This window comes from Salinibacillus aidingensis (genome assembly GCF_055393355.1).
In genome coordinates this window covers 1,158,301-1,184,758 of record NZ_AP043759.1, presented here as the reverse complement: position 1 = coordinate 1,184,758, position 26,458 = coordinate 1,158,301, and the positions used below count along the sequence as shown (strand labels likewise).

General features: G+C 41.4%; 30 protein-coding genes, 2 pseudogenes and 1 riboswitch. Of the genes and pseudogenes, 9 read left to right on the top strand and 23 right to left on the bottom strand.

Annotated features, from left to right (window positions below; genetic code table 11):
* Positions 1–93 precede the first annotated feature (93 nt).
* From ACZ5OK_RS06480 to ACZ5OK_RS06470, 3 genes are all read left to right on the top strand, one after another.
* Entirely contained in the window at positions 94–405 is a 312-nt protein-coding gene (locus ACZ5OK_RS06480; protein ID WP_343843534.1) for a hypothetical protein, read from the top strand.
* 142 nt (positions 406–547) lie between these two features.
* Entirely contained in the window at positions 548–1,240 is a 693-nt protein-coding gene (locus ACZ5OK_RS06475; protein WP_343843533.1) for a Dph6-related ATP pyrophosphatase, read from the top strand.
* A gap of 91 nt (positions 1,241–1,331) precedes the next feature.
* Positions 1,332–2,036, top strand: a complete 705-nt coding sequence (locus ACZ5OK_RS06470) for an NAD-dependent protein deacylase (RefSeq protein WP_343843670.1) — start codon at positions 1,332–1,334, stop codon at positions 2,034–2,036.
* 6 nt (positions 2,037–2,042) lie between these two features.
* Here the strand turns inward: ACZ5OK_RS06470 and ACZ5OK_RS06465 are convergent, their stop codons facing one another.
* The 5 genes from ACZ5OK_RS06465 to ACZ5OK_RS06445 all read right to left on the bottom strand — a co-directional run bounded on the left by ACZ5OK_RS06465 (position 2,043) and on the right by ACZ5OK_RS06445 (position 6,560).
* The gene (locus ACZ5OK_RS06465; protein ID WP_343843530.1) at positions 2,043–2,204 is read right to left on the bottom strand and encodes a hypothetical protein; all 162 of its coding nucleotides are present in this window, start codon (positions 2,202–2,204) and stop codon (positions 2,043–2,045) included.
* Between the two features lie 221 nt (positions 2,205–2,425).
* On the bottom strand, positions 2,426–4,018 hold the full coding sequence (locus ACZ5OK_RS06460; RefSeq protein ID WP_343843527.1) for a long-chain-fatty-acid--CoA ligase: 1,593 nt from the start codon (positions 4,016–4,018) through the stop codon (positions 2,426–2,428).
* 32 nt (positions 4,019–4,050) lie between these two features.
* Positions 4,051–4,473 (bottom strand): hypothetical protein, encoded by a 423-nt coding sequence (locus ACZ5OK_RS06455; protein WP_343843524.1) that lies wholly within the window; start codon positions 4,471–4,473, stop codon positions 4,051–4,053.
* Between the two features lie 84 nt (positions 4,474–4,557).
* Positions 4,558–6,255, bottom strand: coding sequence for a sodium:solute symporter family protein (locus ACZ5OK_RS06450; RefSeq protein ID WP_343843521.1), 1,698 nt, complete (start codon positions 6,253–6,255; stop codon positions 4,558–4,560).
* On the bottom strand, positions 6,252–6,560 hold the full coding sequence (locus ACZ5OK_RS06445; RefSeq protein ID WP_343843518.1) for a DUF4212 domain-containing protein: 309 nt from the start codon (positions 6,558–6,560) through the stop codon (positions 6,252–6,254). Before ACZ5OK_RS06445 ends, ACZ5OK_RS06450 begins: the two co-directional genes overlap by 4 nt.
* A gap of 266 nt (positions 6,561–6,826) precedes the next feature.
* On the opposite strand from ACZ5OK_RS06445, the pseudogene ACZ5OK_RS06440 reads away from it, so the two are divergent.
* A pseudogene (locus ACZ5OK_RS06440) lies at positions 6,827–6,904 on the top strand (YjcZ family sporulation protein); the annotation flags it as partial.
* A 205-nt stretch (positions 6,905–7,109) separates the two neighbouring features.
* Here ACZ5OK_RS06440 and ACZ5OK_RS06435 read toward each other — a convergent pair.
* The 4 genes from ACZ5OK_RS06435 to hmpA form a co-directional block, all read right to left on the bottom strand.
* Positions 7,110–8,075: a bile acid:sodium symporter family protein gene (locus ACZ5OK_RS06435; protein WP_343843515.1), complete on the bottom strand. Its 966-nt coding sequence runs from the start codon at positions 8,073–8,075 to the stop codon at positions 7,110–7,112.
* Between the two features lie 182 nt (positions 8,076–8,257).
* Positions 8,258–9,631, bottom strand: coding sequence for an LLM class flavin-dependent oxidoreductase (locus ACZ5OK_RS06430; protein WP_343843512.1), 1,374 nt, complete (start codon positions 9,629–9,631; stop codon positions 8,258–8,260).
* 28 nt (positions 9,632–9,659) lie between these two features.
* Positions 9,660–10,211 carry an NADPH-dependent FMN reductase gene (ssuE, locus tag ACZ5OK_RS06425; RefSeq protein WP_343843509.1) on the bottom strand — a complete coding sequence of 184 codons (552 nt, stop codon included), beginning with the start codon at positions 10,209–10,211 and terminating at the stop codon, positions 9,660–9,662.
* Between the two features lie 122 nt (positions 10,212–10,333).
* Positions 10,334–10,439, bottom strand: a riboswitch (SAM riboswitch).
* 151 nt (positions 10,440–10,590) lie between these two features.
* Positions 10,591–11,829 carry an NO-inducible flavohemoprotein gene (gene hmpA / locus ACZ5OK_RS06420; RefSeq protein ID WP_343843506.1) on the bottom strand — a complete coding sequence of 413 codons (1,239 nt, stop codon included), beginning with the start codon at positions 11,827–11,829 and terminating at the stop codon, positions 10,591–10,593.
* 138 nt (positions 11,830–11,967) lie between these two features.
* Here hmpA and ACZ5OK_RS06415 point away from each other — a divergent pair, with 138 nt between their 5' ends.
* The 4 genes and pseudogenes from ACZ5OK_RS06415 to ACZ5OK_RS06400 all read left to right on the top strand — a co-directional run bounded on the left by ACZ5OK_RS06415 (position 11,968) and on the right by ACZ5OK_RS06400 (position 14,430).
* The gene (locus tag ACZ5OK_RS06415; protein ID WP_343843503.1) at positions 11,968–12,402 is read left to right on the top strand and encodes an Rrf2 family transcriptional regulator; all 435 of its coding nucleotides are present in this window, start codon (positions 11,968–11,970) and stop codon (positions 12,400–12,402) included.
* Between the two features lie 81 nt (positions 12,403–12,483).
* Positions 12,484–12,692, top strand: a pseudogene (locus ACZ5OK_RS06410) (rhodanese-like domain-containing protein); the annotation flags it as partial.
* 245 nt (positions 12,693–12,937) lie between these two features.
* Positions 12,938–13,666 (top strand): ABC transporter ATP-binding protein, encoded by a 729-nt coding sequence (locus ACZ5OK_RS06405; protein ID WP_343843667.1) that lies wholly within the window; start codon positions 12,938–12,940, stop codon positions 13,664–13,666.
* Positions 13,663–14,430 carry an ABC transporter permease gene (locus ACZ5OK_RS06400; RefSeq protein ID WP_343843500.1) on the top strand — a complete coding sequence of 256 codons (768 nt, stop codon included), beginning with the start codon at positions 13,663–13,665 and terminating at the stop codon, positions 14,428–14,430. Before ACZ5OK_RS06405 ends, ACZ5OK_RS06400 begins: the two co-directional genes overlap by 4 nt.
* Before the next feature lie 498 nt (positions 14,431–14,928).
* On the opposite strand, the gene ACZ5OK_RS06395 is transcribed toward ACZ5OK_RS06400, so the two are convergent.
* The 11 genes from ACZ5OK_RS06395 to ACZ5OK_RS06345 all read right to left on the bottom strand — a co-directional run bounded on the left by ACZ5OK_RS06395 (position 14,929) and on the right by ACZ5OK_RS06345 (position 22,516).
* Positions 14,929–15,288, bottom strand: coding sequence for a rhodanese-like domain-containing protein (locus tag ACZ5OK_RS06395; protein ID WP_343843498.1), 360 nt, complete (start codon positions 15,286–15,288; stop codon positions 14,929–14,931).
* A gap of 24 nt (positions 15,289–15,312) precedes the next feature.
* Positions 15,313–16,095, bottom strand: a complete 783-nt coding sequence (locus tag ACZ5OK_RS06390; protein WP_343843496.1) for a sulfite exporter TauE/SafE family protein — start codon at positions 16,093–16,095, stop codon at positions 15,313–15,315.
* A gap of 351 nt (positions 16,096–16,446) precedes the next feature.
* A complete protein-coding gene (locus ACZ5OK_RS06385) occupies positions 16,447–16,674 on the bottom strand; it encodes a sulfurtransferase TusA family protein (RefSeq protein WP_343843493.1) in 228 nt (75 codons plus the stop codon).
* An 18-nt stretch (positions 16,675–16,692) separates the two neighbouring features.
* On the bottom strand, positions 16,693–17,823 hold the full coding sequence (locus ACZ5OK_RS06380) for an MBL fold metallo-hydrolase (protein ID WP_343843491.1): 1,131 nt from the start codon (positions 17,821–17,823) through the stop codon (positions 16,693–16,695).
* Positions 17,824–17,840: 17 nt separating this feature from the next.
* The gene (locus ACZ5OK_RS06375; RefSeq protein WP_343843488.1) at positions 17,841–18,239 is read right to left on the bottom strand and encodes a DsrE/DsrF/DrsH-like family protein; all 399 of its coding nucleotides are present in this window, start codon (positions 18,237–18,239) and stop codon (positions 17,841–17,843) included.
* 20 nt (positions 18,240–18,259) lie between these two features.
* On the bottom strand, positions 18,260–18,835 hold the full coding sequence (locus ACZ5OK_RS06370) for a sulfurtransferase TusA family protein (protein ID WP_343843486.1): 576 nt from the start codon (positions 18,833–18,835) through the stop codon (positions 18,260–18,262).
* A gap of 16 nt (positions 18,836–18,851) precedes the next feature.
* The gene (locus ACZ5OK_RS06365; RefSeq protein ID WP_343843483.1) at positions 18,852–19,148 is read right to left on the bottom strand and encodes a rhodanese-like domain-containing protein; all 297 of its coding nucleotides are present in this window, start codon (positions 19,146–19,148) and stop codon (positions 18,852–18,854) included.
* A 346-nt stretch (positions 19,149–19,494) separates the two neighbouring features.
* A complete protein-coding gene (locus tag ACZ5OK_RS06360; protein WP_343843480.1) occupies positions 19,495–19,755 on the bottom strand; it encodes a metal-sensitive transcriptional regulator in 261 nt (86 codons plus the stop codon).
* A 223-nt stretch (positions 19,756–19,978) separates the two neighbouring features.
* On the bottom strand, positions 19,979–20,425 hold the full coding sequence (locus tag ACZ5OK_RS06355; RefSeq protein WP_343843477.1) for a hypothetical protein: 447 nt from the start codon (positions 20,423–20,425) through the stop codon (positions 19,979–19,981).
* Between the two features lie 375 nt (positions 20,426–20,800).
* Entirely contained in the window at positions 20,801–21,805 is a 1,005-nt protein-coding gene (locus ACZ5OK_RS06350; RefSeq protein WP_343843475.1) for a WxL protein peptidoglycan domain-containing protein, read from the bottom strand.
* A 111-nt stretch (positions 21,806–21,916) separates the two neighbouring features.
* On the bottom strand, positions 21,917–22,516 hold the full coding sequence (locus tag ACZ5OK_RS06345; RefSeq protein WP_343843472.1) for a WxL domain-containing protein: 600 nt from the start codon (positions 22,514–22,516) through the stop codon (positions 21,917–21,919).
* A gap of 522 nt (positions 22,517–23,038) precedes the next feature.
* On the opposite strand from ACZ5OK_RS06345, the gene ACZ5OK_RS06340 reads away from it, so the two are divergent.
* Entirely contained in the window at positions 23,039–23,941 is a 903-nt protein-coding gene (locus ACZ5OK_RS06340) for a patatin-like phospholipase family protein (RefSeq protein ID WP_343843470.1), read from the top strand.
* Positions 23,942–24,120: 179 nt separating this feature from the next.
* Here the strand turns inward: ACZ5OK_RS06340 and thiE are convergent, their stop codons facing one another.
* Genes thiE through thiM form a run of 3 tightly spaced genes read right to left on the bottom strand, consistent with a single transcriptional unit; the run spans position 24,121 to position 26,376 of the window.
* A complete protein-coding gene (thiE, locus tag ACZ5OK_RS06335) occupies positions 24,121–24,765 on the bottom strand; it encodes a thiamine phosphate synthase (RefSeq protein WP_343843467.1) in 645 nt (214 codons plus the stop codon).
* Positions 24,762–25,574, bottom strand: coding sequence for a bifunctional hydroxymethylpyrimidine kinase/phosphomethylpyrimidine kinase (thiD, locus tag ACZ5OK_RS06330; protein WP_343843464.1), 813 nt, complete (start codon positions 25,572–25,574; stop codon positions 24,762–24,764). Before thiD ends, thiE begins: the two co-directional genes overlap by 4 nt.
* Positions 25,561–26,376: a hydroxyethylthiazole kinase gene (thiM, locus tag ACZ5OK_RS06325; RefSeq protein ID WP_343843461.1), complete on the bottom strand. Its 816-nt coding sequence runs from the start codon at positions 26,374–26,376 to the stop codon at positions 25,561–25,563. The genes thiD and thiM overlap by 14 nt, the downstream gene beginning before the upstream one ends.
* Positions 26,377–26,458 lie beyond the last annotated feature (82 nt).

The following is a 26,458-nucleotide window of genomic DNA, read 5'->3' as shown; positions in this document are numbered from 1 at the left end:
TCCAAATATTAATCTAATCTTTTCCACTATTTGTTATTTTTGTTTTTCATTTTTCATAAGGTGTTAGGAATACTTTTCGAATGGAGGGAGTGAATGAAACAGATGATGCGAAAACAGAAAAATTTGTTTCTGAACTTAGAGGAAACCTGTCATCACTGTAACGGGAAAGGCTATGTGGAAGTGTTTTCGGATCGGTTTCGCGAAATTTTAGAGGACCTGGAACTGTTATACCCAACATTTGATCAGGCAATGGCCATTGCCCGTGACAAATACGAAGAGGAAATCAAGAAAGAAACCTGCCCAACCTGTAAGGGGAATAAGGTAATCCCCAACGATAATGGCCGATTACTAATATCCAACAAAGACATGATTGTGGAATTTCTGCAAAAACAGAAGCTCATTTAGAAAAGACCTCACTTAACTTTAAGTGAAGTCTTTCTGTGAATTCCGCTTTCTCCCGCTCCTTTTTTCCTTCCTTCCTACTTTTTACCTCTTATAAAATTAATCTATTAAAAAAACATCATTTGTGCCTTTTGAGGTGAATACTTTGAAAAAGAAAATCGCAATATCCTTCAGTGGTGGCAAGGACTCTATCCTTGCCTTAAATAGAATCATAGCATCTAATGAGTGGGATGTATGCTGCCTTGTTACGACCATTACAGAGGACAATGAACGCACCACCATGCATGGAGTCCGGGAAGCCCTGCTGGATGAACAGGCCTCTGCATTAAACATCCCTCTGCAAAAGGTTTACATCCCGAAAAATTGTTCAAATGACACATATGAAAAAATAATGAGCAGGATGATACAGGAGCTTATCATGGATGATGTAACACATATGATGTTTGGAGATATTCGACTTGAAGATATTAGAAAATACAGGGAAACCATGCTGAAGGATACTACCATCCAGCCTGTCTTTCCTATTTGGGGAGAAGATACTCGGCGATTAATCAATGAATTTCTTAATGAAGGCTATCAAACGATAGTCACCTGTACAGATGGACAACAGCTTGATTCAGCATTTACAGGAAGAGTGATCAACCGCTCATTTTTGAACGACCTTCCGTCACACGTGGATCCATGCGGCGAAAATGGTGAATTTCACACATTTGTATTTGATGGTCCACTCTTCAAGCACAAAATTCGCTTTCGCCCTGATGAAACATTAACCGTCCAAAAGGATTTGTTTAGTGGCAGGGACCGATTTTACTATGCAGACCTGGTGCCATGTATTTAAGTTTATGCCATTTGAACAGACCTCCCTTTTATATTAGGATATTTTTGTACCCTTATAAAAAACACTATATGAAAAAGGTGGGTAAAGCATGATTTTAAAAGAATGGCTGCAGGAATCCAGGTATACAGTCGTTTTTACAGGAGCAGGGATGTCAACAGAAAGTGGACTGCCTGATTTTCGTTCCTCCAGCGGGCTGTGGAAGCAAAAGGATCCAAGCCAAATCGCCAACACAAATGCCCTGAATGACAACGTGGAAGAGTTTATTGAGTTTTATCGGCAGCGGGTTCTTGGAGTAAAGGAATATCATCCGCATAAAGGACATTACATACTGGCTGAGTGGGAACAGCAGGGAAAGGTAAAGTCCATTATTACCCAAAATGTTGATGGATTTCATCAGGAGGCAGGCTCCACCCAGGTTGCTGAATTGCATGGAACTCTTCAAAAGCTCCATTGTCAATCCTGTGGCAGAGAATACAGCAGTGAGGAATATGTTGCCGAGGATTACTATTGTGTTGCATGCGAGGGAATTTTACGCCCTTCCATTGTTCTGTTTGGTGAGTCATTACCTCAGGAGGCGTTTCAGTTCGCCTATGAGGAAGCTGAAAAAGCGGAACTATTTATCGTTCTGGGCTCCTCTCTTTCTGTCACCCCGGCGAATCAATTTCCTTTAATCGCTAAAGATCACGGAGCAAAATTAGTGATTGTTAATCGGGATGAAACACCATTTGATTCCTATGCCGATCTGGTGATTCATGATAAAAAAATCGGTGAGGTTCTGGAAGAGCTTCATACGTAACCTCCTTCAGCCTTTGCGGAAAGCTCTTCTTTCCGCGTAAGGTACGCATTTAAAACAGACAAATACCTTTTCCCCCTCATCATTATAATAAATCGCAGGCTGCTCAGCTTTGTTTTTACAGATCGCACATGTTTTCGGTTTAAACAAACCTTTTAGCTTATTCCACATAAGGATCCTCCTTTTCCTTCCTCTTATTCTATCAAACCATAAAGAACACTGTTAATGATTCGCTGTTGTTTATATTTGGATGCTGAACCAGCGAATCATTGTAATATAAAGTTCAACTAACCATCAGTGGGGGTATTACAGACAGTTAATGCGTGATAAAAAGATGTTCCCTGTTCAATAGGAAACACCTTTTCATCGTATACCTGTATAGCTTTCGCTGCTTAATTCACCTTTTTATCCCCTTCCCAGTGCATTTCACGCAGGCGGTATTTTTGCAATTTTCCAGTCGCTGTTTTTGGCAAAGATTCGACAAACTGTACTTTTTTCGGGGCTTTGAAATGGGCCATATTTTCTCTGCAGTAAGTAATGATGTCATCTTCTGTAACATCTGCTTCCGGCTGTAAGACGACCATTGCCTTTGGGACCTCTCCCCACTTTTCATGCGGAATAGCAATCACTGCTGCTTCCCGTACTTCAGGATGCTTATAGAGAACCCCTTCAACTTCCGTGGAGGAAATGTTTTCCCCTCCCGAAATAATCATATCCTTTGCCCGATCCCGGATTTCAATATACCCATCCGGATGAGTGACGGCCAGATCGCCTGTATGAAACCAGCCATCTTTCAACGCTTCTTTCGTTTTTTCAGGGTTCTTGTAATAGCCTTCCATCACCACATTTCCCCTGGTGACAATTTCACCGAGCTCCTGTCCGTCCCATTTCACTTCCTCTCCATCCTGTCGTATCACCTTTGTTTCACCATTAAAGGCAAGCTCAATGCCCTGTCTTGCCTTAATCACTGCCTGTTCATCAGGAGTTTTAGTGTCAAATTCCTTTTTCCATTCGCAATATAAAATAAAGGGTGAGGTTTCTGTCAGGCCATACACATGAATCATGTTTAGGCCAAGTATCTCCTGGGCTTTATGAATTAATGCAGCTGCCGGCGGTGCACCGGCTGTAGCCATACGAGGCTTTGTCGGAATGTTCGCCTCCTTAGCTTTTGGCTCATTCACCAGCACATTAATAACGGTCGGAGCTCCACACAGCAAGGTAATGTGTTCTTTTTCAAACAACTCTAAAATGTAAGGCGGATCAACCTTGCGCAGAAACACATGTGTAGCACCCGCTCCGGTTATCGCCCAGACACCTCCCCACCCGTTTGCATGAAACATTGGGAGGGTATGAAGGTATACATCCTCATTCTTCACATCAAGATGATACATAAAATTCGCGGCATTGATATAATTGGCCCGATGTGTAAGCATCACACCCTTAGGCTTGGAAGTGGTACCGCTTGTATAGTTTACCGTCAGCAGCTGATTTTCATCGATGTCCACTTCCGGAAGTGTTGCATCTGAAGGAATTTCACTTATAAACGCTTCATAATCGGTTCCATTTAAGGAGGTGTGAAAGCCTTCTACCGAGACAATAATGATTTTCTCCAAAGAAAGGCTGGAAACAATCTGTTCAATCGGACCGGAAAATTCCTCATCTACAATTAACATCCTTGCATCACTGTGCTGAATAATGTACTCCAAATCCTCTGCCGACAGACGGTAATTCAACGGGACCATCGCAGCTCCCAGCTGACTGATTCCATAAAAGCACTCAAGCATATAATGAGTATTCGGAAGCATGACCGCCACATGATCTCCTTTTTGAATACCAGCTTGATGCAAGGCTTTGGATAATTGATCCGTACGTTCGGTAAATTCCCGATACGTAAATGTTTTCCTGTCATCAATCACCGCAATTTTTTCCGGATAATACTTCACGGCTCTTCTTTTCCAATCCAGTGGAGTTAATGAGGTTTTCATATCGATCTGCTCCTTTCTATGAATCTATCAGCCTATGACTGGGCTGTTTCACGTATGAAGTGACCTGAACCCAGCCAGGCAGACAGGGCAAAAATAAGGTAGAGTGCTTGGGTGGCATATTGCCCCTGAAGCAGTAATTGCATCCCTATCCCAATTCCTAATGCGGGTATCATAATCAGAAGGGTACGTGCAATTCGTTCAAAGCCTTTTTTATCAGGCAAGGGCCAGATTCTTGAGAAAAGCACGCCTATAGCTACACCTGTGGCGACAACAATTAAGATTTGCAGAATCACCACAGGGGTTGGAAAGGGCCAGCCTGACATATAATGTCCAATTAAATAAAATAATTCCACAAACAAGGTAATTCCGAGCACCTTTTTAACGGCCAGAATGTTCAGATGTGGGTGAAACAGATAAAATGCTATTAAAATGGTCAGAAAAAATAGAATGAGCATGATTATATCCTCCTTTCTTTCAAAATGTTAAAAAAGGCAGAGTCTATTCCTCCCCTGCAAAACAGGAAAAGGAATAGACTCTTTTTACTTTTCACCTGATTCCGATACTTTTGGTACCCGAATCTCCTCAACCATATCTGAAATCTCTTTTGGTGGGGCCTGCGTCATTCTGGAGATGACAAAAGAAACAACAAAGTTTAAAATCGCTCCGACCACTCCAATTCCGAGTGCATCGATCCCTAAGAAGCTATCCAAAATCTGAGTTTCCGTACCAAATACCTGAACGGATCTCATCAGTAAAATCATGGTAAGGGTAAAGGATAAACCAATGGCTATCCCCCATGTGGCCCCTTCCCGGTTCATGCGTTTATCAAATATTCCAAGTAATATCGCCGGGAACAGACTGGCAGCCCCTAAACCAAAGGCAAATGCCACCACTTCTCCTACAAACCCGGGTGGATTTATACCGAAATAGCCCGCAACGATAACGGCCAGGAAAATCATAATCCGTCCGATTTTCAGCCGCTGCTTTTCACTTGCTTGCGGTCTGAAAATCCGGTAGTACAAGTCATGTGAAACCGCACTGGACATGGCCAGAAGCAAACCTGAGGCTGTCGACAAGGCTGCAGCCAGACCACCGGCGGCGACCAGTGCAATAATAAATGGAGATAGTTCAGCTACTTCCGGGGTAGATAATACAATGATATCCGGGTCTATCGTTACCTCATTTGCTGGTGAGCCCTCTTCTGTAAAGTTCAGCATTCCGTCTCCATTTTTATCATTTAAGCCCAACAGACCGGTTTCTTCCCACTTGCTTACCCAGCTAATATCACGAACCTCAGTTATGGGCGCATCATTAAAAGTGTTAATTAAATTGTATTTAGCAAACACCCCTATGGCTGGTGCAACTGTATAAAGCAGGGCAATAAAGATTAACGCCCATCCGGCAGACCAGCGCGCGGAACGAACGTCTTTAACCGTGTAGAATCGGACAATGACGTGAGGAAGCCCCGCCGTACCCAGCATAAGTGCAAGTGTTACAGCAAACACATTCAGCCCAGACATATTCTGGAAGGGAGCCAGGTATTCATCCATACCAAGTTCAACCTGAAGTGTACTTAATCGTTCAGCAATATCGGAGAATGTTAAGCCTAATTGAGGAACAGGAATACCTGTTAATTGCAGGGAAATAGCAGCTGCTGGAATAATAATGGCTATAATTAAAACAAAGTATTGAATAACCTGTGTCCAAGTAATTCCTTTCATACCACCCAGTACAGCGAAGAAAGCAACAATCGCCATTCCGATGATGACACCGATTGTAATATCCACCTGTAAATAGCGGCTGAATACAATTCCTACACCACGCATTTGTCCGGCTACATAGGTTAATGAAATGAAAATCGTAGCTATTGCGGCAACCGCTCTCGTTTTATTGGAATAATATCGGTCCCCAATAAAATCAGGAACAGTATAACGGCCAAACTTCCTTAAGTATGGTGCCAATAACAGGGCAAGCAGTACATATCCACCTGTCCACCCCATTAAATAGATCGTTCCATCATACCCTAAGAATGAAATAAGGCCAGCCATGGAAATAAAGGATGCTGCTGACATCCAATCAGCTGCGATTGCAGCCCCATTAGCTACAGCAGGGATCTCTTTACCGGCAACAAAAAAGCTGCTTGTGTCTTTAACCTTTGCCCACCAGCCGATGTAAATGTAAATCGCAAAAGTTATTAGAACCAGGGTCAGGGTAATGACTTCCACATCTAAATTCATGACTCATCCCCCTTTGAATCCTTCTTTTCGGTAAGGATGACTTCTTCCACACCGTATTTCTTGTCAAGTCGGTCCATTCGAATAGCATAGGTAAAGACCAGGAAAATAAACACAACAATAGACCCTTGATGGGCAAACCAAAAAGATAATGGCACATCAAAGAAGTAAACATTGCTTAGCGGCTCGGCCAGGATGATGGCTGCAACAAGTGAAACGGAAGCCCAAATGATAAGTAAAGTCACAATTAATCGTATGTTCTTTTTCCAATACTCCCGCTGTTTCTGACTTAGCTGCTTATCACTCATTCCATTTCCCTCCTTATTCAGATTTTCTTCAGTTAATCATTCATTTAAGTACGTACTGATTTGTCCACCCCCTTTGTGTACTATAGTTATTTGGTTTGATTCATGAATATTCTTAAAAATGCAATCGTTTTCATAATTATTGTAAGTTTTTTACTTATAAACCTGTGACAAATGCGGAATAAGACTCCTTCTTAGTCCAGGTATCTATACAACAAACATCATGTGAACATAGGATATCGTAACTGGTGCAAAGGAGGTGTTTTTGAGTGAGTCAAGGAGGCTATGGAACTGGCTTTGCGTTAATTGTTGTTCTCTTTATTCTCCTGATCATCGTCGGTGCCAGTGGCTATGGCGGTGGATACGGAAGCTATGGTAACGGCGGTGGTTATGGGTATGGAGGCTTTGGAGGTGGATGGTGGTAAACCATTCCACTCTAAAGAGTCATCCTTCCTGATGGGACCAGAAAAAGGTCTGTAATTCCCTTCACTACAAAAAATGAGGATCGCCTATCCATCAGGACGATCCTCATTGATTTAAAATACAATTTATTTAGCCTGGTACTTCAGTCTTACGTTCAGACAAAGATTCCTCCTCACTCTTCTTCCCCCACCATGTGGCCAGGATTGGTCCGGAAATGTTATGCCACACGCTGAACAGAGCACTTGGGACCGCTGCAATAGGAGCAAAATGTAACTGCGCGAGTGTAGCACCAAGTCCTGAGTTTTGCATGCCAACTTCAATGGAAACGGCTTTTTGATCACTGAAGTCAAGTTTTAGCAATTTACCCAGCAAGTAACCAATCATAAGCCCAAGAACATTGTGCAGGACGACGATGCTGAAGATTAACAGCCCTGTAGTTACAATGGCTTCTGTATTGACTGCGACGACAGCAGATGCCACGGCAACAATACCAATAACTGAAACGAGCGGGAGCACGGCAATGCTTTTTTCCACTTGTCTGGAAAATAGAAGGCGTACAATAATTCCTAAAACAATGGGTACGAGGACGATTTGAACAATGGAAATGAACATGTCCATAAACGACACAGGCAGCCATTGACTGGCAAATAGCAATGTCAGTGCCGGAGTAAGGATTGGTGCCAGCAACGTAGAAACGGCGGTTACCGAAACGGACAGAGCTGTATTTCCCTTTGCCAGAAAGGTCATGACGTTCGAAGCTGTTCCACCCGGACAACAGCCTACTAAAATAATTCCTGCTGCTACCTCAGCCGGAACCTGAAACGCTGATGCAAGTCCGAATGCAAGCAGTGGCATAATTGTATATTGACCCAGAACCGCAAATAATACACTTTTTGGAGCCTTCAGGACACCTTTAAAATCCTCCAATTTCAGCGTCAGGCCCATACCAAACATAATGATTCCCAGTAATAAAGCAATGTGCGGGGCAATCCACGTAAACCCTTCTGGAAAAAAGAAACTTATTATACCGAAAAGAATGACCCAAATCGCAAACGTATTCCCCGCAAATTGACTAATCCTCTCTAAAATCTTCAACTTATTCACCCCTTTTAAATATGTATTTTTATATAATATAGTAAATTTTTATACATTTCAATGTTATTAGAAAATTTAATAAAATATTGGTGGAATTTGATGTAGAATTCGCTTCTGTGTATCCGCTCTTCTCCATGATAAAAAGAGGATTCCCGCATGCAAGCACAGGAATCCTCCCACCTTTATACAAGTACAGATGTTGTATTTTTCCCTGGATGATGGGCTGGCAACTGATTGCCCTGATGAAAGATCCGATCACGAAAGGTCTCCCCTTTATATTCTTTCTGAACGAGTCCTCTTTCCTGTAAAATCGGAACCACATACTCCACAAAATCCTTAAACGTCCCAGGGGTGATCGCATACGCAATATTAAAGCCATCCACACCCGCTTCTCTCACCCACTCTTCCATCGTATCTGCAACCTGTTCCGGTGATCCAACCGTAAATGCCCCCATTCCACCGATGCCGATGAAGTTTTTGATTTCCTCAACGGTCCATTGCTTATCGGGATCAATTTTGGTAAAACTCTCGACCATAGATTGAATGGCATCATTTTCAATATATTCCAGCACCTGATCCGAATCGTATTCAGATAAATCAATTCCAGTCCATCCACCAAATAGTGCGAGGGCACCTTCGTGACTGATATGATCCTGGTACTCCCGGAATTTAGTCCAGGCTTCATCCTCTGTTTTACCGACAATCGGCGTAAACATCGGCAGGATTTTGACTTCTTCAGGAGCGCGCCCTGCTTCTTTCACCTCCCCTCTTATTCTTTCAACTGTTTTTTTGGCTGCTTTAAGGGTCGGGGCTCCTATAAAAACAAGCTCTGCATTCCTGGAAGCAAACGCTCTTCCTTTTTTCGATGCACCTGCCTGATATAACACGGGAGTCCGCTGCGGTGAAGGTTCACTTAAATGAGCACCCGGCACCTGAAAATATTTTCCCTGATGGTGGATATCATGAACTTTATCAGGATCTGCAAACACGCCTTCTTCTTTATCAAGACGGACTGCCTCATCCTCCCAGCTTGCCTCCCAAAGCTTATAACACACCTGCAAAAAATCCCCTGCAATATCATACCGTTCGTCGTGTTTAATCTGATTTTCCATTCCCATATTCACCGCTGCACTTCTTAAATACGAGGTCACAATGTTCCAGCCCACACGTCCATTTGTCAGATGATCTAAGGTAGACATTTTCCTGGCAAAAGGATAGGGATGTTCATGAGTGACCGATGCCGTAACCGCAAAACCTAAATGCTCTGTGACAGCTGCCATTAAAGGAACCACAAGCATCGGATCATTGACCGGTGTTTGTGCGCCCTGTCGAACCGCAGCATCCCGTGAGCCCTGATAAACGTCATACGGACCGAGGACATCGGCCAGAAAGACACCGTCAAATCTCCCTCTTTCCAATAACTTGGCAAGTTCGATCCAGTATTCCTTATCCTTATACCGGTGGGATTCATCATCAGGATGAGTCCAGAGTCCAGGTGACTGATGACCAGCACAGCTCATGTCAAACGCATTTAAATAGATACGTTTATTCATCATAAAATCCTCCTGTTTTTTCAGTTTTCCCCTATGAAGAATAGGCCGTAATAGTCGTATCCCGCTTGATAATTTCAACAAAATAGTTTAATTGTTTTTTCGACCGCAACAGGATCTCCTCATCTACAATCGGGAGCTCCTGATACTTATTAATCTGATGATCTAAAAAATAAAGCCCTTTTAGGTTATGTGCTTTTAAAGTTGCCAAAACAGGCTTTAAACTGTATTCCAGCGCTAACAGATGTCCGGCACTGCCCCCTGTCATTACCGGCAGAACAGGGGTGGATTGAAAGACATCCTGTGGCAGCAGGTCCAACAGAGCTTTTAAAACACCGGAGTAGGCCCCCTTATAGACCGGCGAACCCACAATGACGCCTTTTGCATTTTGAATGAGTGCTGTGAGCTGCTGAATATCAACGCTGTCATATCGACCCTGAAACAGATCTTCCGAAGAAAAATCACGAACCGAAACAGAGGAAACTGAGAAATTTTCCTGTTCCAGTAACTGTCCTAAGTAGCTCACAACCCTATCTGAACGTGAAGGGTTAGAAGGACTGCCTGATAATAAAACAATTTTACTCATGTGCTCTTTCACCCTTTCCTGAAGTCGTTAGTTTTCGAATTCTGTTATAAGTCAATGCATCTTACCATTAGAAAACCCCCTTTTCTCTGAATGGAGAAAAGAGGGTGTATGTGCACGATCCACTCTTATCTCCCGAGATGAAACTCGCTGGATTTAGCACCTTTCTGACCATGTCAGAGGTTGCTGAAGCTTCACAGGGCCAGGTCCCTCCACTTCTCTGGATAAGAATTTATTTAATTTTAACTAACAGTTTATTGCAATAATTCAGATAAGTCAAGTAGGAATTCAGAAATTCTTTTAAAAGAATCTCTGCTTTTGTAAACCAAAAAAACGCTGAGACAAATCAGTCATTTGTCCCAGCGCTTATATAATGACATGATTAATTTGTAATATCAGTCTGAGGGCCGAAGATTTCAAAATGTATGTCCTCTTCAGACACTTCATACTGAGTAAGACTTTGGTAAATAGCCTTCATAAACCCTTTAGGTCCGCAGAAATAAAAGGCAGCATCATTGGTAGGAACAACAGATTTCAACCACTCATAATCCACATAACCCTTTTTATCATATTTGCCTTCATCTTCCTCTTCAGGACTATCATAGACAAAATAGGTGGTTACCTGTTTATAATCCCGATCAATGGAACGTACACGATCTCTCATCGCATGGAATTTACCGGATCTTGCTGCGTGTATAAAAATAACTTCGCGTTCCGGCTGCCATTCTACTACACTTTCCAGCATACTCATCATTGGTGTCAAACCGACGCCACCACTAAGAAGAACAAGCGGGCGCTGATCATCTGTATCAAGAACAAAATCACCTGAAGGAGCACTAATCGGAATGATATCTCCTTCTTCTACATGATCGTGTAAATAGTTTGATACCACGCCATCCGGATTTTCATCAAGAGCTTCTTCCCTTTTGACACTGATACGATAAACCCCTTCATTAGGAGCAATCGATAAACTGTACTGACGACGGTGGGTATAAGCTTCTCCCTCAATGTCAGCTTTTACTGTTATATATTGTCCAGGTTTAAAAGGTGGGAATGGATGGTTATCTGCAGGCTCCAGATAGAAGGATGTAATCACATCACTCTCTTTCACCTTTTGCTTCACTTTAAAGTTTCGGAAGCCGGTCCATCCACCAGGCTGATTCTCATCCTCCTGATACATTTGATCTTCAATGGAAATAAATACATTGGCAATCTCGCCATAAGCCTTTTCCCAGGCAGCAAGCACCTCATCCGTAGCTACTTCTTCCCCTAATACTTCCCGAATCGCCATTAACAGGTTTTCACCCACAATAGGATAATGCTCAGGTTTTATATTTAAACTTTTGTGCTTATGGGCAACAGGCTGAACAGCCGGCAAAATTTCTTCCAGATTATCAATATGTAGTGCAGCTGCATATACCATGTTTGCTAATGCTTTCGATTGGTCGCCTTTTCGTTGATTGGTCTGATTAAAAATATTTTTTAATTCAGGGTGATTTTCAAACATTCGCTCATAAAAACGCTTTGTAATTTCTGTTCCTCGTTCTTCTAATACAGGAACCGTTGATTTAACAATTTCCTTCGTTTGCTTATCTAATCCTGTTGCCGTTTCTGTATTCAATCAAAGCACTCCCCTTTTCAAAAAAGATGTATTTTGAATAAACCTTTTATTTTATTATTAATATAAGCACTATCTCAATAGGGTTAAGCCGGATTTGTGTTACAATATTGTGAAGCAATTAAATAAGGAGAATCATGTATGCAGCTCAAAAAGTACACCGATTATGCCCTGCGAGTCCTCATTTTCTGTGCAGCCAAAGAAGAAAATGAGTTATCAAGTATAAAAGAAATCTCTCAGACTTTTCATATATCCGATCATCATCTTAGAAAAATTGTCTATGAATTAAATAAGATAGAATTACTGGAAACGGTTCGGGGTCGTAACGGTGGAATCCGCCTGGCCAAACCAGCAAATGAAATCAATGTTGGAACGGTCGTACGCTATATGGAAAATGACTTCGCCTTACTTGAATGCTTTGACAAAGGAGCCGATCACTGTGTCATATCGCCGGCATGTAAGCTTAAGCATACCCTGCATGAGGCAATGAGGGCATTCTGGGAGGTCCTGCAGCAATATACCGTTCAGGACTTGGTTGTAAATGACAGTGAACTGCGTAAGTTAATGAATATTTAACAAAGAGGTTTCCTTGTTTCAGCAAACTTTTTTATGAGCCTGTCAAAACATCATTTATTTCATAGGCTCTTTTCGTTGCTGGAGAATGGTTATATTAATGGAGCCATGAACATCCCACTCGATGAATTACGTAATCGTCTGGATGAGCTGTCAAAAGATGAAACCCTTTATGTAAACTGTCAGGTTGGACTTCGTGATACGTAGCAACGCAAATTCTACAAAATAACGGCTTCCAGGCGAAAAACCTTGATGGTGGCTGGAAAACGTATTCCTCCGTATATAGTAAGTAAGTTCATTAAGTTCATTTCATTCGTGGTTTTCCTTTATCCTTTTCACGAATGAACCTGTAATACCAGGCAGGGTAAAGATATTGTCCCCTGCCTTTTCTATACATAGTAAATAACAAAAACTCTATCAGTCGAAAGCCCCCGGGATTTTGTTCAGGTCTGAGCAATCATCTTGAATACAGGAATAGCATTCCATAAAATAAGGAAAGAATAATGAAAAATAAACCTCTAAAGTGAGTGATGAATCCATGTCCGCGGATAATACGGCTATACGATTTGAACAAGTGAATTACTCTGATGATGGATTACATATTTTAAAAGACATCACCGGATCATTCCCTGAAGGAAAAATCACTACGTTAGTCGGGCCGTCCGGTGCTGGTAAGTCCACATTATTCACGCTATGTAACGGACTGAAATCACCGGATAATGGAGATATCTATATTTTGGACCGGCATATAAAAAACTACAACCCTGTTCATCTGCGTCAAAAGGTTGGCATCGCCCTGCAAAGTGCACCGATGATTAAAGGGAATGCTTATGATAATCTGAATTTACCCTTAGAACTGCAGGAACAGCAATTGTCTGAAGATCGGGCAAAGGAGTTACTCAAATTAGTCGGTCTGCCCGAGGATTATTTACATCGGAATACAAAGGATCTATCAGGCGGACAGCAGCAGAAGCTTTCCATCGCCCGAACCCTTGTCAATCAGCCGGAGATTTTACTGCTTGATGAAATCACGTCATCACTTGACCGTGTATCCCAGGAAGATATTGAAAAACTGATCGCGAGAATTAATGAAGTTTACCATACCACCATTATCTGGATCACTCATAACTTGCAGCAGGCCCTGGATGTTGGTCATTATACATGGGTGATGATGGAGGGCAAGGTCGTTGAAACCGGCCCCAGCGATTTACTCAATCACCCCCGTAATTCTGCTGTACAGCACTTTGTAAAGGGGGAAATTGAATGACTTACTTAACTTTATCGATTACGCTCATTTTTGTTGTCATTCCCCTTTTATTATCAAAAACCTTTAACCTGGGGCTGGAGAAAGATACAATCATCGCCGCCATTCGATCCATCATTCAATTGCTGGCGGTTGGATATGTGCTTCAATTTGTTTTTGATTCTGAGCATATGATCTATATTTTGCTCATGATTGCTCTTATGATTACAGCAGCTACACACAATGCCCAGAGAAAAGGTGCTTCTATTAAAGGAATCATCTGGAAGCTTGTCGTCACATTTATTTTCATTGAACTATTAACCCAGGGCATTTTATTGGGGCTGGATATAACCCCGGCAACGGCTCAATACATCATTCCTATTAGCGGAATGGTGATTGGAAACTCCATGGTGCTGGCGATCCTGTTTTTAAATCGTTTCACGTCTGAGATCACTAACCAGCAGGATCAGACCGAGCTGATCTTATCTTTGGGTGGAACGCCTAAACAAGCCATTCACAGGCAGCTGGTAACATCCATAAAAGCTAGTACCATTCCAACCATTGAAAGCCAGAAAACCATCGGCCTCGTCCAATTGCCCGGAATGATGAGCGGTCAGATTATCGCCGGGGCCGATCCCGTTCAGGCCGTCATGTTTCAGCTGCTTATCTTATTCCTTCTGCTAACCACGGCGGTTGTCACAAGTATTCTGCTTGGATATTTATCCTATCCAACCTTATTTAATGATCGGATGCAGTTTCTGGACGATCATCTGGAAGCGGACAATTAAAAATGAAAGCCCAACCTCTTGCTGGGGTTGGGCTTTTTGTTTGAATGAAGTTAAACTGATAGATGAGCATTTTTGACAGATAAACATCTCATTTTGACGGATAACTGCCTGGAATTGACATGGTTGTAAGAAAAACGACGGATACCCCGGTGGCAAATGGATAAAACGTGTAAATTGACCGATAAACATCTCACACATACGGATATCCATCACAAACAGACCGATATAATCCTTATACTGACTTATAAAAAAAACCAAGCGACAGATAAATCCCAGCAACAACCAAGCCCTAACGTATAAATTTCAATCCAGACGTGAATCATGTGCAAAATGACCGATAAAACCCGTAATCTGATTGATAAATCAGCCAATCAGATTGAATCCGTCCCACCAGCCCTCATGAAATCCAGCACGCCACCCTCTGCTCCGCCTCAAAACCATAAAAAAATAACCCCAAGCTCTAAGTTACTTGGAGTTAGCGAGTGATTCATTCGGTTATTATACCCAGGCACCCATACCGCCTTTAACATTGCTAATCTTATTGAAACCTTTTTTCTTAAGCATTTTAGCGGCTTTCATACTTCTCATTCCGCTTTGACAAACCACAACCACTTCTTTATCAGGATCAAGTTCACTCACTCGACCTGAAAGCTGCTGCAGTGGAATATTTTTAAATGGCTTTTTATGATTGGCCTTATATTCGCCAGGCGTACGAACATCAACAAATTGAACATTTTTATCCTTAAATTTATCCTTCGCCTGCTGTGAAGCAATATTGGTAATTCCTTTCACAGGCATAAAACGATTAATCAAAAGAAACGCTAATAAGATGAGTAATATCCATTGAATCATATCCATAATTCCTCTCCCTTTAATATTCGATTAGAAAAAGTCAGCCCAGATTTTAATCGCTGTTCCGAGAATAAGTACAGCTAAAATCCCCTGCAGAACTTTTGTGTTCATTTTTTGACCCGCTTTTGCACCGAGTGGTGAAGCGATAAGGCTTGCGATAATCATAATAATAGCAGGGATAAACAGGATCTGGCCTGTTAAAATTTTACCAGCTGTGGAACCAATTGATGAGATAAAGGTAATCGCTAATGAAGAGGCAATGGTCATTCTCGTTGGGATTTTAAAAACCACAAGCATGATTGGCACAAGAATAAATGCCCCAGCCGCTCCAACAATACCGGCTCCTACACCTACAATAAATGCGGCTCCTGCAGCTAACCACTTATTAAAGGTCACCTCATCCAGAGGAATATCATCGACACCTTTTTTCGGAATAAACATCATAATGGCTGCAACCGTAGCAAGGATTCCATAGACAAAGTTAATTCCGTCCTGACTCATAAATTGAGAGCCATATCCACCGATAAAACTCCCGATTAAAATACTTACACCCATATAAATAATGAGCTGTTTGTTTAAATAGCCGCCTTTTCGATAGGCCCATACACCAGCAATCATAGCAAACAATACCTGAATCGCACTTATTCCTGAAACCTCATGTGCTGTAAAGGCTGCAAATCCGAGCAATCCAGGAATATATAAAAGCATTGGATATTTAATAATGGACCCACCAATTCCTACCATTCCGGATAAAAAGGAACCGGCAAAGCCAATTAAAAATAGGGTAATCATGAAGAGTATACTGTATTCCATCGTCTGCCCCCTATCTCCTATTTCAATTGTTATCAGTAATGATACCTATTTCAATATTGAGAATCACCGCTTATTTTTAGTTTTGAGAAAGAGATTTTATAAAACCACGTATTAGCGGAGGAAATATACGTAGACTCCTGTGGGAGGAAGGCCTAGGTGAGACCCCGCAGTGCGATAGCACGAGGAGGCTCACCAGCCGCCCACGGCAAAGAAGACACTACGAAAATGACCAAAGGGAGTTTGAGTAGATGTCGCACTTGTGCCCTTGGGTGAAAGCGAAGTATATTTCCGCAGCGGCTATAATGCACCTTCTATAATTGCTATTTAGCATTAATATCTTCCCAAAACCTATTAACCTTTTTTAATCCAGAACTTCAGAACATCATCTTCTTCGGTACTATCAACAATTTCATGACTGCCGGACTTAGCCCATGCGGTCAGATCATTTTTAGCACCTTTATCTGTCGCATGAACCTCTAAAATTTCCCCAGCCTCCAATTCTTCAATCGCCTTTTTCGTTTTAACGATTGGCATTGGACAGGATAGACCTTTTGCATCTAATACTTTTGCTGCTTCCATTGTTTCTCCTCCTATCATTTAGCCTTCAACGGCACAACGGTTTGGTCCCGTCTCCATTTCTTTTTGTCTTTCTAATTCAGGACTGATTTTACCCATATTGGTTTTTCGAATATCTTCATAGTCATTAGGCTGTGGCGGCAGATTTTCTGTCACCATCTTACGGAATTCTTCTTCATCATCCACGTTTAAGCCTGAATTTTGATCATACAGATCGCCTAGTCTTGCGGATACCTGACCACCTTCACCAAGTTCTTCCGCAAAGGAGTAGTGAGCAGGAAGAACAATTAAGTCATCGGATAGTTCTTTGTAACGTGAATATAGGGTTTCACGAAGATCGCCCACCCAATCATCTGCAAGTCCTGCAAGGTCCGGACGACCAATAGATCTCACGAATAGAATATCTCCAGTCAGAAGGTACTGATCATCAATAATGAAAGATGTACTTCCCATTGTATGACCTGGAGAATATAACGGCTGAACCTTCACAGTTGTATTTCCAACTGTAATATCGTTTCCTTCTTCAAGTGGTGTGTAGTCAAAGGTTACTTCCGTTGCGTCCTTAGGTGGAAGATAATAGGTTGCACCTGCGTTATCCGCCAGCTTACGGCCACCTGAAATATGGTCTGCGTGCAGGTGGGTATCCAGAACATGCTTGATTTCCACACCTTTTTCCTTCGCGAAGTTTTCATAAATATCCGTCATACGGTTGGAATCAATGATGGCCGCTTCGCCATTCGATTCTACAAAGTAGGATAGGCAGCCCTTACCAAGACGAACAAATTGGTATAGAGCACCTCCATCGTTTAAATCAGCAATCTTGACTGGTTCTAAGTGTTCACTCCAGGCCTTCATTCCGCCCTCAAGACTGTATACATTTGTAAATCCTTCTTCTTCCATCATATCGGCAACCATTTCAGAAGAGCCACCCTTAGCACATAGGACAATGATTTCCTGATCTTTATCCAATTTGTCAGCAACAGGTTCCACTCCATCTAATAAATTGAAATAGGGTTCATTGATTACCTCTACGTTGCCGCCTTCTACTTTCCAATTATCAAATTCATCGGTATTTCGCACATCCAAAATCATCGTTTTTTCATGATTTGCGATTTTTTGGGCAAGTTCTTTCGTTGTGATTGATTTTGACAATTCCATTTCCCCCTTTTTTAGAATGTAAGTGTCATGTCAGCATCTTTAGCGAAATCAATAAATGAAGCTGCTCCGCCTACTTCTACACCATCGACAAATTGATCCTTATCAAGGTTCATAACGTCCATCGTCATTTGACAGCCTATCATTTTAACGTTCATTTCCTGCGCCATGCTCACTAGTTCTTCAATGGAAGGTACATTGGCATTTTTGAATCCTTCCTGGAAGTGTTCTTTTCCTTCAGGTAATGGAAGGTTCTTGTGTGCATCCTTGTGAATTAAATTCAGACCTTCAAATGTGAAGAATATTCCTACCTCTGCGTCAGAAGCTGCTCCTACAGATGCAATATTAAATACCTTATAAGCGTCGAAAAGTCCTCCGTTTGCTGCAATAATCGCGATTTTTGTGTTTGCCATAATAAATCTCCTCCTAAATATTAGTCTTGATTTTTTTCAGTTGGGCCTTCCCAGCTGGACATGCCCGGTACTACATTTTTCACGGATTTAAAACCTTTTTCTGCAAGCTTCTGTGCTGCCAGATCACTGCGATTCCCTGTACGGCAGATGATGTGCAGGTCCTCTTCAGGATCCATTTCATCGATATGTTCCTCAAGCTGATCCAATGGGATGTTTTTAGCTCCCGGAATATGACCAAAAGCATATTCAGCAGGCTCCCGAACATCGATGATTGAAATTTTTTCATCACCTTCTACCTTTTGGCGAAGATTTTCCAAATCCACTACATCTTCATGCTTTGTTTCTTCTTTCGATTCAGACTCACTGGCCTTCCGAATGTAGTGTTTAAGTACATCGCCTTCTTCAGTAGTTCCGAGGTAATGATGACCTGTATTATCTGCCCATGCCTTCATATCGGCAGTGGAGCCTTTATCCGTAGCCTGAACTTCAATGACTTGGCCAGGCCCAAGATTCGTAATCGCCTTTTTCGTTTTCACAATCGGCATCGGGCATGATAATCCTGTTGCATCTAAGGTTTCATTTGCTTGTATAGTCATTTATGAACCTCCTTAATTATTCCGTTTCATCTTCCCAGGCAAGCATTCCGCCGCTCATATTTGTTACATCAAAGCCTTCAGATTTCAAAATTTCACAGGCTCTGCCACTTCTGCCTCCAGAACGACAGACCATGTAGTAATGTTCATTTTTATCCAGCTCATTTAAACGATCTGGAATTTGACCCAGCGGAATATGTTTTGCACCAGGGATTTTTCCTTGTGCAACCTCATCATCTTCACGAACATCAATAACATTGACGTCCTCATCTGATCTTAATTTTTTTGCCAGTTCCTTTGGTTGAATTTCCTTCATGTTGATAACCTCCATACTCTATTAGTTTCATATACCCCTATTTCCAACATGGTTGATGGGACTAATGCACATCCAATTGTATAATACATATACAGGTAGGGGTATTTGTAACTCTATAAAAAATAGGGTTAACATCTTTTGTTTACCCTGTAAGAAAGGGTAATATACTGATTTTAAAATGTCAACCCATCTATTTATCACGTATTAACTGGCCGTAATCCCCCACTTAGTCTTGAGGGTAACCCAGCAAGGCTAAGTGGGGGATAAACGGTCAGTAAATTCCTGATAAGTTCAACTAACCATCAGTGAGGGATGAGAACCCCCCCCCACTGATGGAAGTCTCACTTTATCTGCTTTTTACAAGCAGGTTTACAGCTTCCTTTATAAGATCCTCAGAATTCTCTTCGCTATCTTTTTCCTCCCGAATACACTGCTCAAGATTCTTACTGACTATTAATGCAGCTGTTCGGTCAAGGGCATTTCTAACCGCGGACATTTGCGTCACAACATCCCGGCATTCTTTTTCTTCTTCCATCATTTTTAATAATCCCCGGACTTGTCCTTCAATTCGTTTCATCCGGTTCTTTGTCTGTGTGTCATATTCCACTGATATTTCCCCTTTCCAATCTTCAGCACGTTTCTATAATGAACGAAGGGATGCATCCTTTAATTATTCAAGTTTCTAATATTATCATACAAAATCAACAACCATTTGCCAATCCCTGCTTCATCAATGGATTGAAAAACAGTGTACGAACATCATATACCCCCGTCAGTATTCTGTCAACACCGTGATATTCTCTTTCCTGTATCAAAAAGCACTCTAGAATTCACTGCTTCCACGCCACCTTTTCTGTATAAACAGGAAGAAAAAACATACGTCCGATGGTATATAATATCCAGAAGAAAATATTCATTTTCCTTCTCCCTCTCACCAGCGCTAAAAGAGTCATAATAACCGTTAAAACTGCCAAGACAAACTGGCGATTGACCTTATAAAATCTGAGCAGTCGCTTCATAAATTGGCGAAGTTTGATCTGAATCGGTATAGGAACATTAAACGTCAATAGAAAGCAGATAGTTGTAAAAATCGAGAGTATAGTAGTTAATAACGGCCTTCGAAGTATCAGCAGACTAAACGTATACATTTTCGCATAGATCATCATCGACCAGCCAAAGTTCCAGCCATGATCAAAATAAATCATTTTCAGCTTATTACCGACCCATTCCACCATCAGGGATTGTATGGATTTTTTTGCAATATATATCCCTTTCATAAAAAGGTTTCCAGGAACACGGGCCAAAAAATACAGAACCATTAAAGGATTAATCAAAAATATATGGATTTTCCGAAGTGTCCCCGTACTTAAATATTTGTCTTTTAAATCCCACAACAGGTAATTTTTGCACAGAAAATAATATAGCCCATTAAATATGGTCACATAAATAAGGCTGGGATACACCTTTCCTAAGCAACGCCAGCTTCTTGCTTTTATATTTAAATATAGCAGCCATGAGATAAGCAAAAAATGCAAGGAGATCACTTCTTTCAAAAATTGTACTGATATAACTAAATGGAAATTCCTGCAATTAGTATCTCCCTGATTTCTGGTTATTATGTTAAAAAGTGGTCCATTCCATCGACACCAACTTTAATCTGCTCTTCTCCTTCCTATCCATACGCCGAGAAATACGAATATAACCGCTAAAAGTAGTCCAAGAACTATAATTACCCACATAGGTATAGAAAAAGTATTCGTTTCTTCTTCATCAGCATCTATGCTTTCTTCCATTTTTTCTGATTCTTTCCGATTGATGACAAGCTCCTTTTCATCGGTTATTTTTTTCCCATCATATACAGCTTCCAGAAATAATGTGTATTCCCCAGGTCCTAATGGAGAGCGATCCCACTTAATTGGAACGGCGGCCGACGTATTAGGTACCAAGCCGAATGATTCCATACCTCCATCTAATAAAACTTCTCCACTTGCAGCCTCAAGTCTGTAGGTAACACTAATATCTCTGACGATTCCTGTTGTGGGGTTCTGCATTTCAATAAGAAGCTCCGTACCACCTGCCGGGTAATCAAAGCGTACATCCCCAAAGGAAAAATCCGTTTCTGGTACTTGGTTAAAATCAATCTCTATCGGGATGGTATAGGTAAATTGATGTTTAATCACCACATTCGTCTCATTCTCTGTCATAGTCTGTGTATTGTCGGCTTGATCTATGGTTGAAACCTGTATGGCCCCTAACCATTGTCCCTCATGAACCCCTGATAAATCCACGGTAAAGGGTACAGATTTCGTCTCGTTAGCCTTCATGTCCACTTCTTTCTGCTGAAGATGCTTCTTCATGGACAATGACTTATTTAGCAGCTGATGTCTTTCTGTATCTTGTTCGTTGTACTGAATCCCCGTTGATTTCGCCGGGTTCGAATATGCATTTAGAGGGGTAAGTAATACAGTAACAGGCTGATCCGTTTGATTGGATACCTGAACCTGGAGCTGCACCCGTCTCCCTTCATTAAGCTCTAAATGATAATAACCCTTCACTCCCTGCTTCTGCTGATCAGGCAAAATCGGCTCTACCGTGATTGGGGCAGAATCGGCCTGAGCAACAATGGGAAAAATAATCATAAATATAAAAATAATCATGAATATTTGCCGCTTCAAACTCATCACCTCATCTAAGATAGCTTTCCCAAAAAAATAAAAACAACCATGATTTCTCATGGTTGTTTAAAGGGATACTTAAAATATTCAATTTTACAGACTTGGACCTGATGCCTGCAGGTTCCAGTTAATCGTTGTTGTATACGTACCTTTATAAGTTGTTCCAGGATTCAAGGATAACTTTAAAGCATCCGTATTAAAATTCAGGTCATACGTACCCATTCCATAATCAGGTAGGGCTTCTACTAAATCAACCTTTGAAGAATCACTATTATCTAAAGTATGAGTTCCTGCGTTTACCGCTACATTCTCAACAGATGATCCTGAATTTACTGCAGCTGTCAAGTTTGACTGATCTAATGTTAGAGACAGAGATTCAAATGGAAGTGGTTTCCCAAGAGTATCGGCTGTGTTATCCGTTAATTGAGCAGCTGATGCCTGAAGAATCCACCCAGCACCTGTGCCTCGAGCATCTTTAAGGGTTAATGGAGAAGTAAAAGTTGTAGTTAGTTCATCGGTTGTTCCTGTTAACGTTTTTGTATCAAAGGATGCTGTCGCAGGTAAGCTTGTCACATCCAAGCTTCCACTATCTAATTGTGTACTCGTTTCTGTGGTTGCTGCAAACACTGAATTTCCAAAAGCCAAAATACCAACCATCACAACTGGAGCTAATTTTTTAAATTTATTAAGCATTGAATTTCCTCCTAAAATATTATTTTGTGAAAAAATAATATGAAAGACTTCAATACTTGCAATCGATGTTCGTAGGCAGCCAGGAGGCATAGTTCACACTTACCTTAGTCTCACCAGCTTTACGAACTTACATTTCTGCAAGTCAGCCTCGCTTATTTTCTCTCACAAATTGATTATATGACGATTTTAGTAGAAAAGATAGCGGGAATGGATGGTAAACGAGGGCTATACTGGGGAAATTAGCAGACAGGGACCAGGCTCTGCCCCATTGACTTATGGTCGCCACTTCCTGTTTTGATTTACGTATAAGTCAATTTGTATAATTCCGTCATAATTTAGCATTCCTTACATTGAATGAAGTATATGGGTTTTTCATTTTACGAAATCAGAATATTACTTCAAAAATATCCAATAATCATATTTATGAGCAAAAGGCCCTGAACTAGAGTATTTCCTGTAATTTTGATAGACTAATAGAGACTGACATTTTTTCATTAATTTTGGAATAAGGAAGTGTGCGCTTTGGAACATCATACTGGACTTATGCTAGAAGGTGGAGGCATGAGATGTGCCTATACAGTTGGGGTGCTGGACTTTTTTATGGATAAAAACATCGAATTTCCCTATGTAGCTACTGCATCAGCAGGAGCTTTAATCGGAAGCTCATACATAACCGGACAAAGAGATCGCAATTATAAAATTCTGAAGGAGTTAGGAAAAAATCCTGAGTCCATTTCTTTTAAACGCATGTTCCAAAAGAGAGAATTATTTAATATGGAGTATATATTTGATAAAGTCCCCAACAAGATTGTACCTTTGGATTTTGAGGCCTTTACCCAGGCAAAATCACAATTTATTATTGGAACCACAGACATTAATACAGGAAAGCCTTTATATTATGATTCATTTAATGAGAAAGAGGATTTATTTACAATTATTCGAGCTTCCTGTTCACTGCCTGTTCTCTCCCAAAGTGTCCATTATGAAGGATTGGATCTTATGGATGGCGGGGTATCAAACCCTATTCCTATTCAACCTCTCATCGATCGTGGCATGAAAAAACATGTTGTGATTCTTACAAGAAATAAAGGCTATACCAAAAAAGCTACAAAGCTGAATTGGCTATACAAACGTCTTTTTAAAGACAAACCTGAATTAAGAAATCTCTTACAGAATCGTCATATTCTTTACAATCAGACCATGCATCAGTTAAGAGAGATGGAGAAACAAAATAAGGTATTTATAATGCAGCCTGAAGCACCTCTGGCAGCCAGTCGTATTGAAAAGAGTCATCAAAAGCTTGAACAGCTTTACATCCAGGGGTATCAGGAAGCAGAAAAGAATGCAGAAGCCTTACAAGCCTTTCTTTCCTCAGCAGATGAAAAAAAATCTGTCCCTTATATTGAAGAAAATGTACCCTCTTAAACCCGGAACTCCTCCATCACTTTATAAGAAGAGGCTGGGACAAAAGTTTTTTCACTAAAGAAAAATCCGAATTATGATAGGTGTAGAAATCTACCGCTACGGAAATATACTTCGCTAGGGTAGCCTGTCATTTGGTTTATGACAAAGCGGAAGACTAATGTCCCAACCTCTTTAATTTTTTATCGAAGCTTTGTTTTAAGCTCCTCCGTTGCCTTTTGGATATTTTCAGCTCCTGCTATTGCTGATATGACAGATACACCATCTGCTCCCGCTTCAATAACCTCTTGCGCATTTGCTGATGTTATGCCGCCAATTCCCACAATGGGTACGTTTATTTCCTGATTACGGAAATGTTTAATCAACTCTGGGCCCTGAGCCTTCTTGGCATCAGCTTTGGATGCGGTTGGAAAAATCGGCCCTATTCCCAGATAATCTGCCCCATCATGAATGGCCTGGTGGGCTTCATCTATTGTATGGGCTGAGACACCTAAAATTTTATTCCCCATTCTCCTGCGAACAAACCTTGCCGCTTCATCATCCTGACCTACATGGACCCCATCTGCATCTAATTCAATCGCAAGTTCCACATCATCATTAACCATAAAGGGAATTTCTGCATCTGCACAAACCCTTTGGAGCTTTTCTGCCAGTCGGTATTTTTCCCTGTCTTTAAGTGCAGCTTCCCCTTTTTCACGATATTGAAAGAGTGTAATCCCTCCGTCGATCGCCTGTTTCAGCACATCGACAGGATCGCGATTCCCACAATTCGCACTTCCCATAATAAAATATAAGGATAGATGCTCTTCAATCTTCTGCTGTTTCATGGCTGCACACCTCTTATCTGCTGCTTATAGGCCCAATGATTGGTCGGACCGTGACCTGCTCCAATTTCTAAAGGATGTTCGATGGCTGCCCGAATAAATGATTTTGCCTGAATGACAGCTTTGTCTAAATCATTTCCTCTGGCAAGCTCTGCTGCTATAGCGGATGAGAACGTGCATCCCGTTCCGTGGGTATGCCGGGTATTGATTCTTGGGGATGTAAGCTCCAAAAAGGTTTCCCCATCATAAAATAAATCGGTAACTTCAGCAGTCTCTTCATGACCACCCTTCATCACAACCGATACGGCCCCTGATTCAATGATTTGTCGGGCTGCTTCCTTTTTGTCATCCAACGATTGAATTTTACGGTTGGTAATGATTTCAGCTTCCGGCAAATTTGGCGTAACAACAGCGGCTAAAGGAATCAGCCTATTGACCAATGTTTCCACGGCTTCATCCTGTAACAGCTTTGCACCGCCTTTGGCTACCATCACTGGATCAACAACAAGATTCGGGAATTGATACTCCATAATTTTTTCACTCACCGCTTCAATCACTTCGCTTGAATGAAGCATGCCTGTTTTTACAGCATTCGTTCCAAGATCCTGACCAATGGCATCGATTTGATCGTTGATTCCTTCAATGGAAACCGGATATACCCCCTGTACTCCTAACGTATTTTGAGCAGTTACTGCTGTTAATGCAGACATTCCATATACACCTAGTTCCTGGAATGTTTTCAAATCAGCCTGTATACCTGCTCCCCCTCCACTATCAGAACCCGCAATGGTTAAGGCTTTAGATACGTTCATGGTGTCCCTCCTCTGTCAGATGTTGTATTTTTGCTAAGGATTCATCACTCTCTGTAAGTTTAGCCAGTTCATTTAAGAATTCCATTTGAAAGCGTCCAGGTTCATTCCAGGCACATTTTTCAGCTGCTTTCTCTGCCGCAATTCCATAAAAAGAAACACCGGCAGTAGCAGTTCCGACAATATCCCCGTCAACAGCAAGGAATGCACCAAGAACAGATGATAATAAGCACCCTGTTCCGGTCACTTGAGTAAGCAGCGGGTCACCATTTAAAACGGTACAGGTTCCCTTCCCATCTGAAATTACATCTGTTTCCCCTGTAATCACCACTGTACATTCAAATAATTGGGCTGCCTTCTGTGCTAATTCAATCGTGTTGGCTTCGGTATCTCCTCCATCTACACCTTTCATCCTTATCTGTTCGCCTGCTATATTGGAAATTTCACCAGCATTCCCACGAACAAGGGTGACATCAATCTCTTCTAATATTCTTTTTGCTGTTTGGGTACGATATGTTGTTGCACCCGCACCAACAGGATCCAGCACAACTGGTACTCCATGATCGTTTGCGGATTTACCTGCAATCAGCATGGCATCGACCTGATCTTTCGTTAAGGTTCCAATATTTAATACCACGGATCCGGATATCCGGGCCATTTCTGCGACTTCCTCTTTTGCATAAGCCATAACTGGAGAAGCCCCCAGAGCATACAGACCATTAGCCGTAAAATTGGTCACCACAACATTTGTAATATTATGGACTAAAGGCTGTTTCTCTCTTAAACTTGTAAGCTTTTCAAACATTCCTTTTCCTCCTTAATATTCAGGGAGCCACGCGTAATTTTTATCCATAAAAAAAACAGGCCACTATGGACCTGGTTTGTCT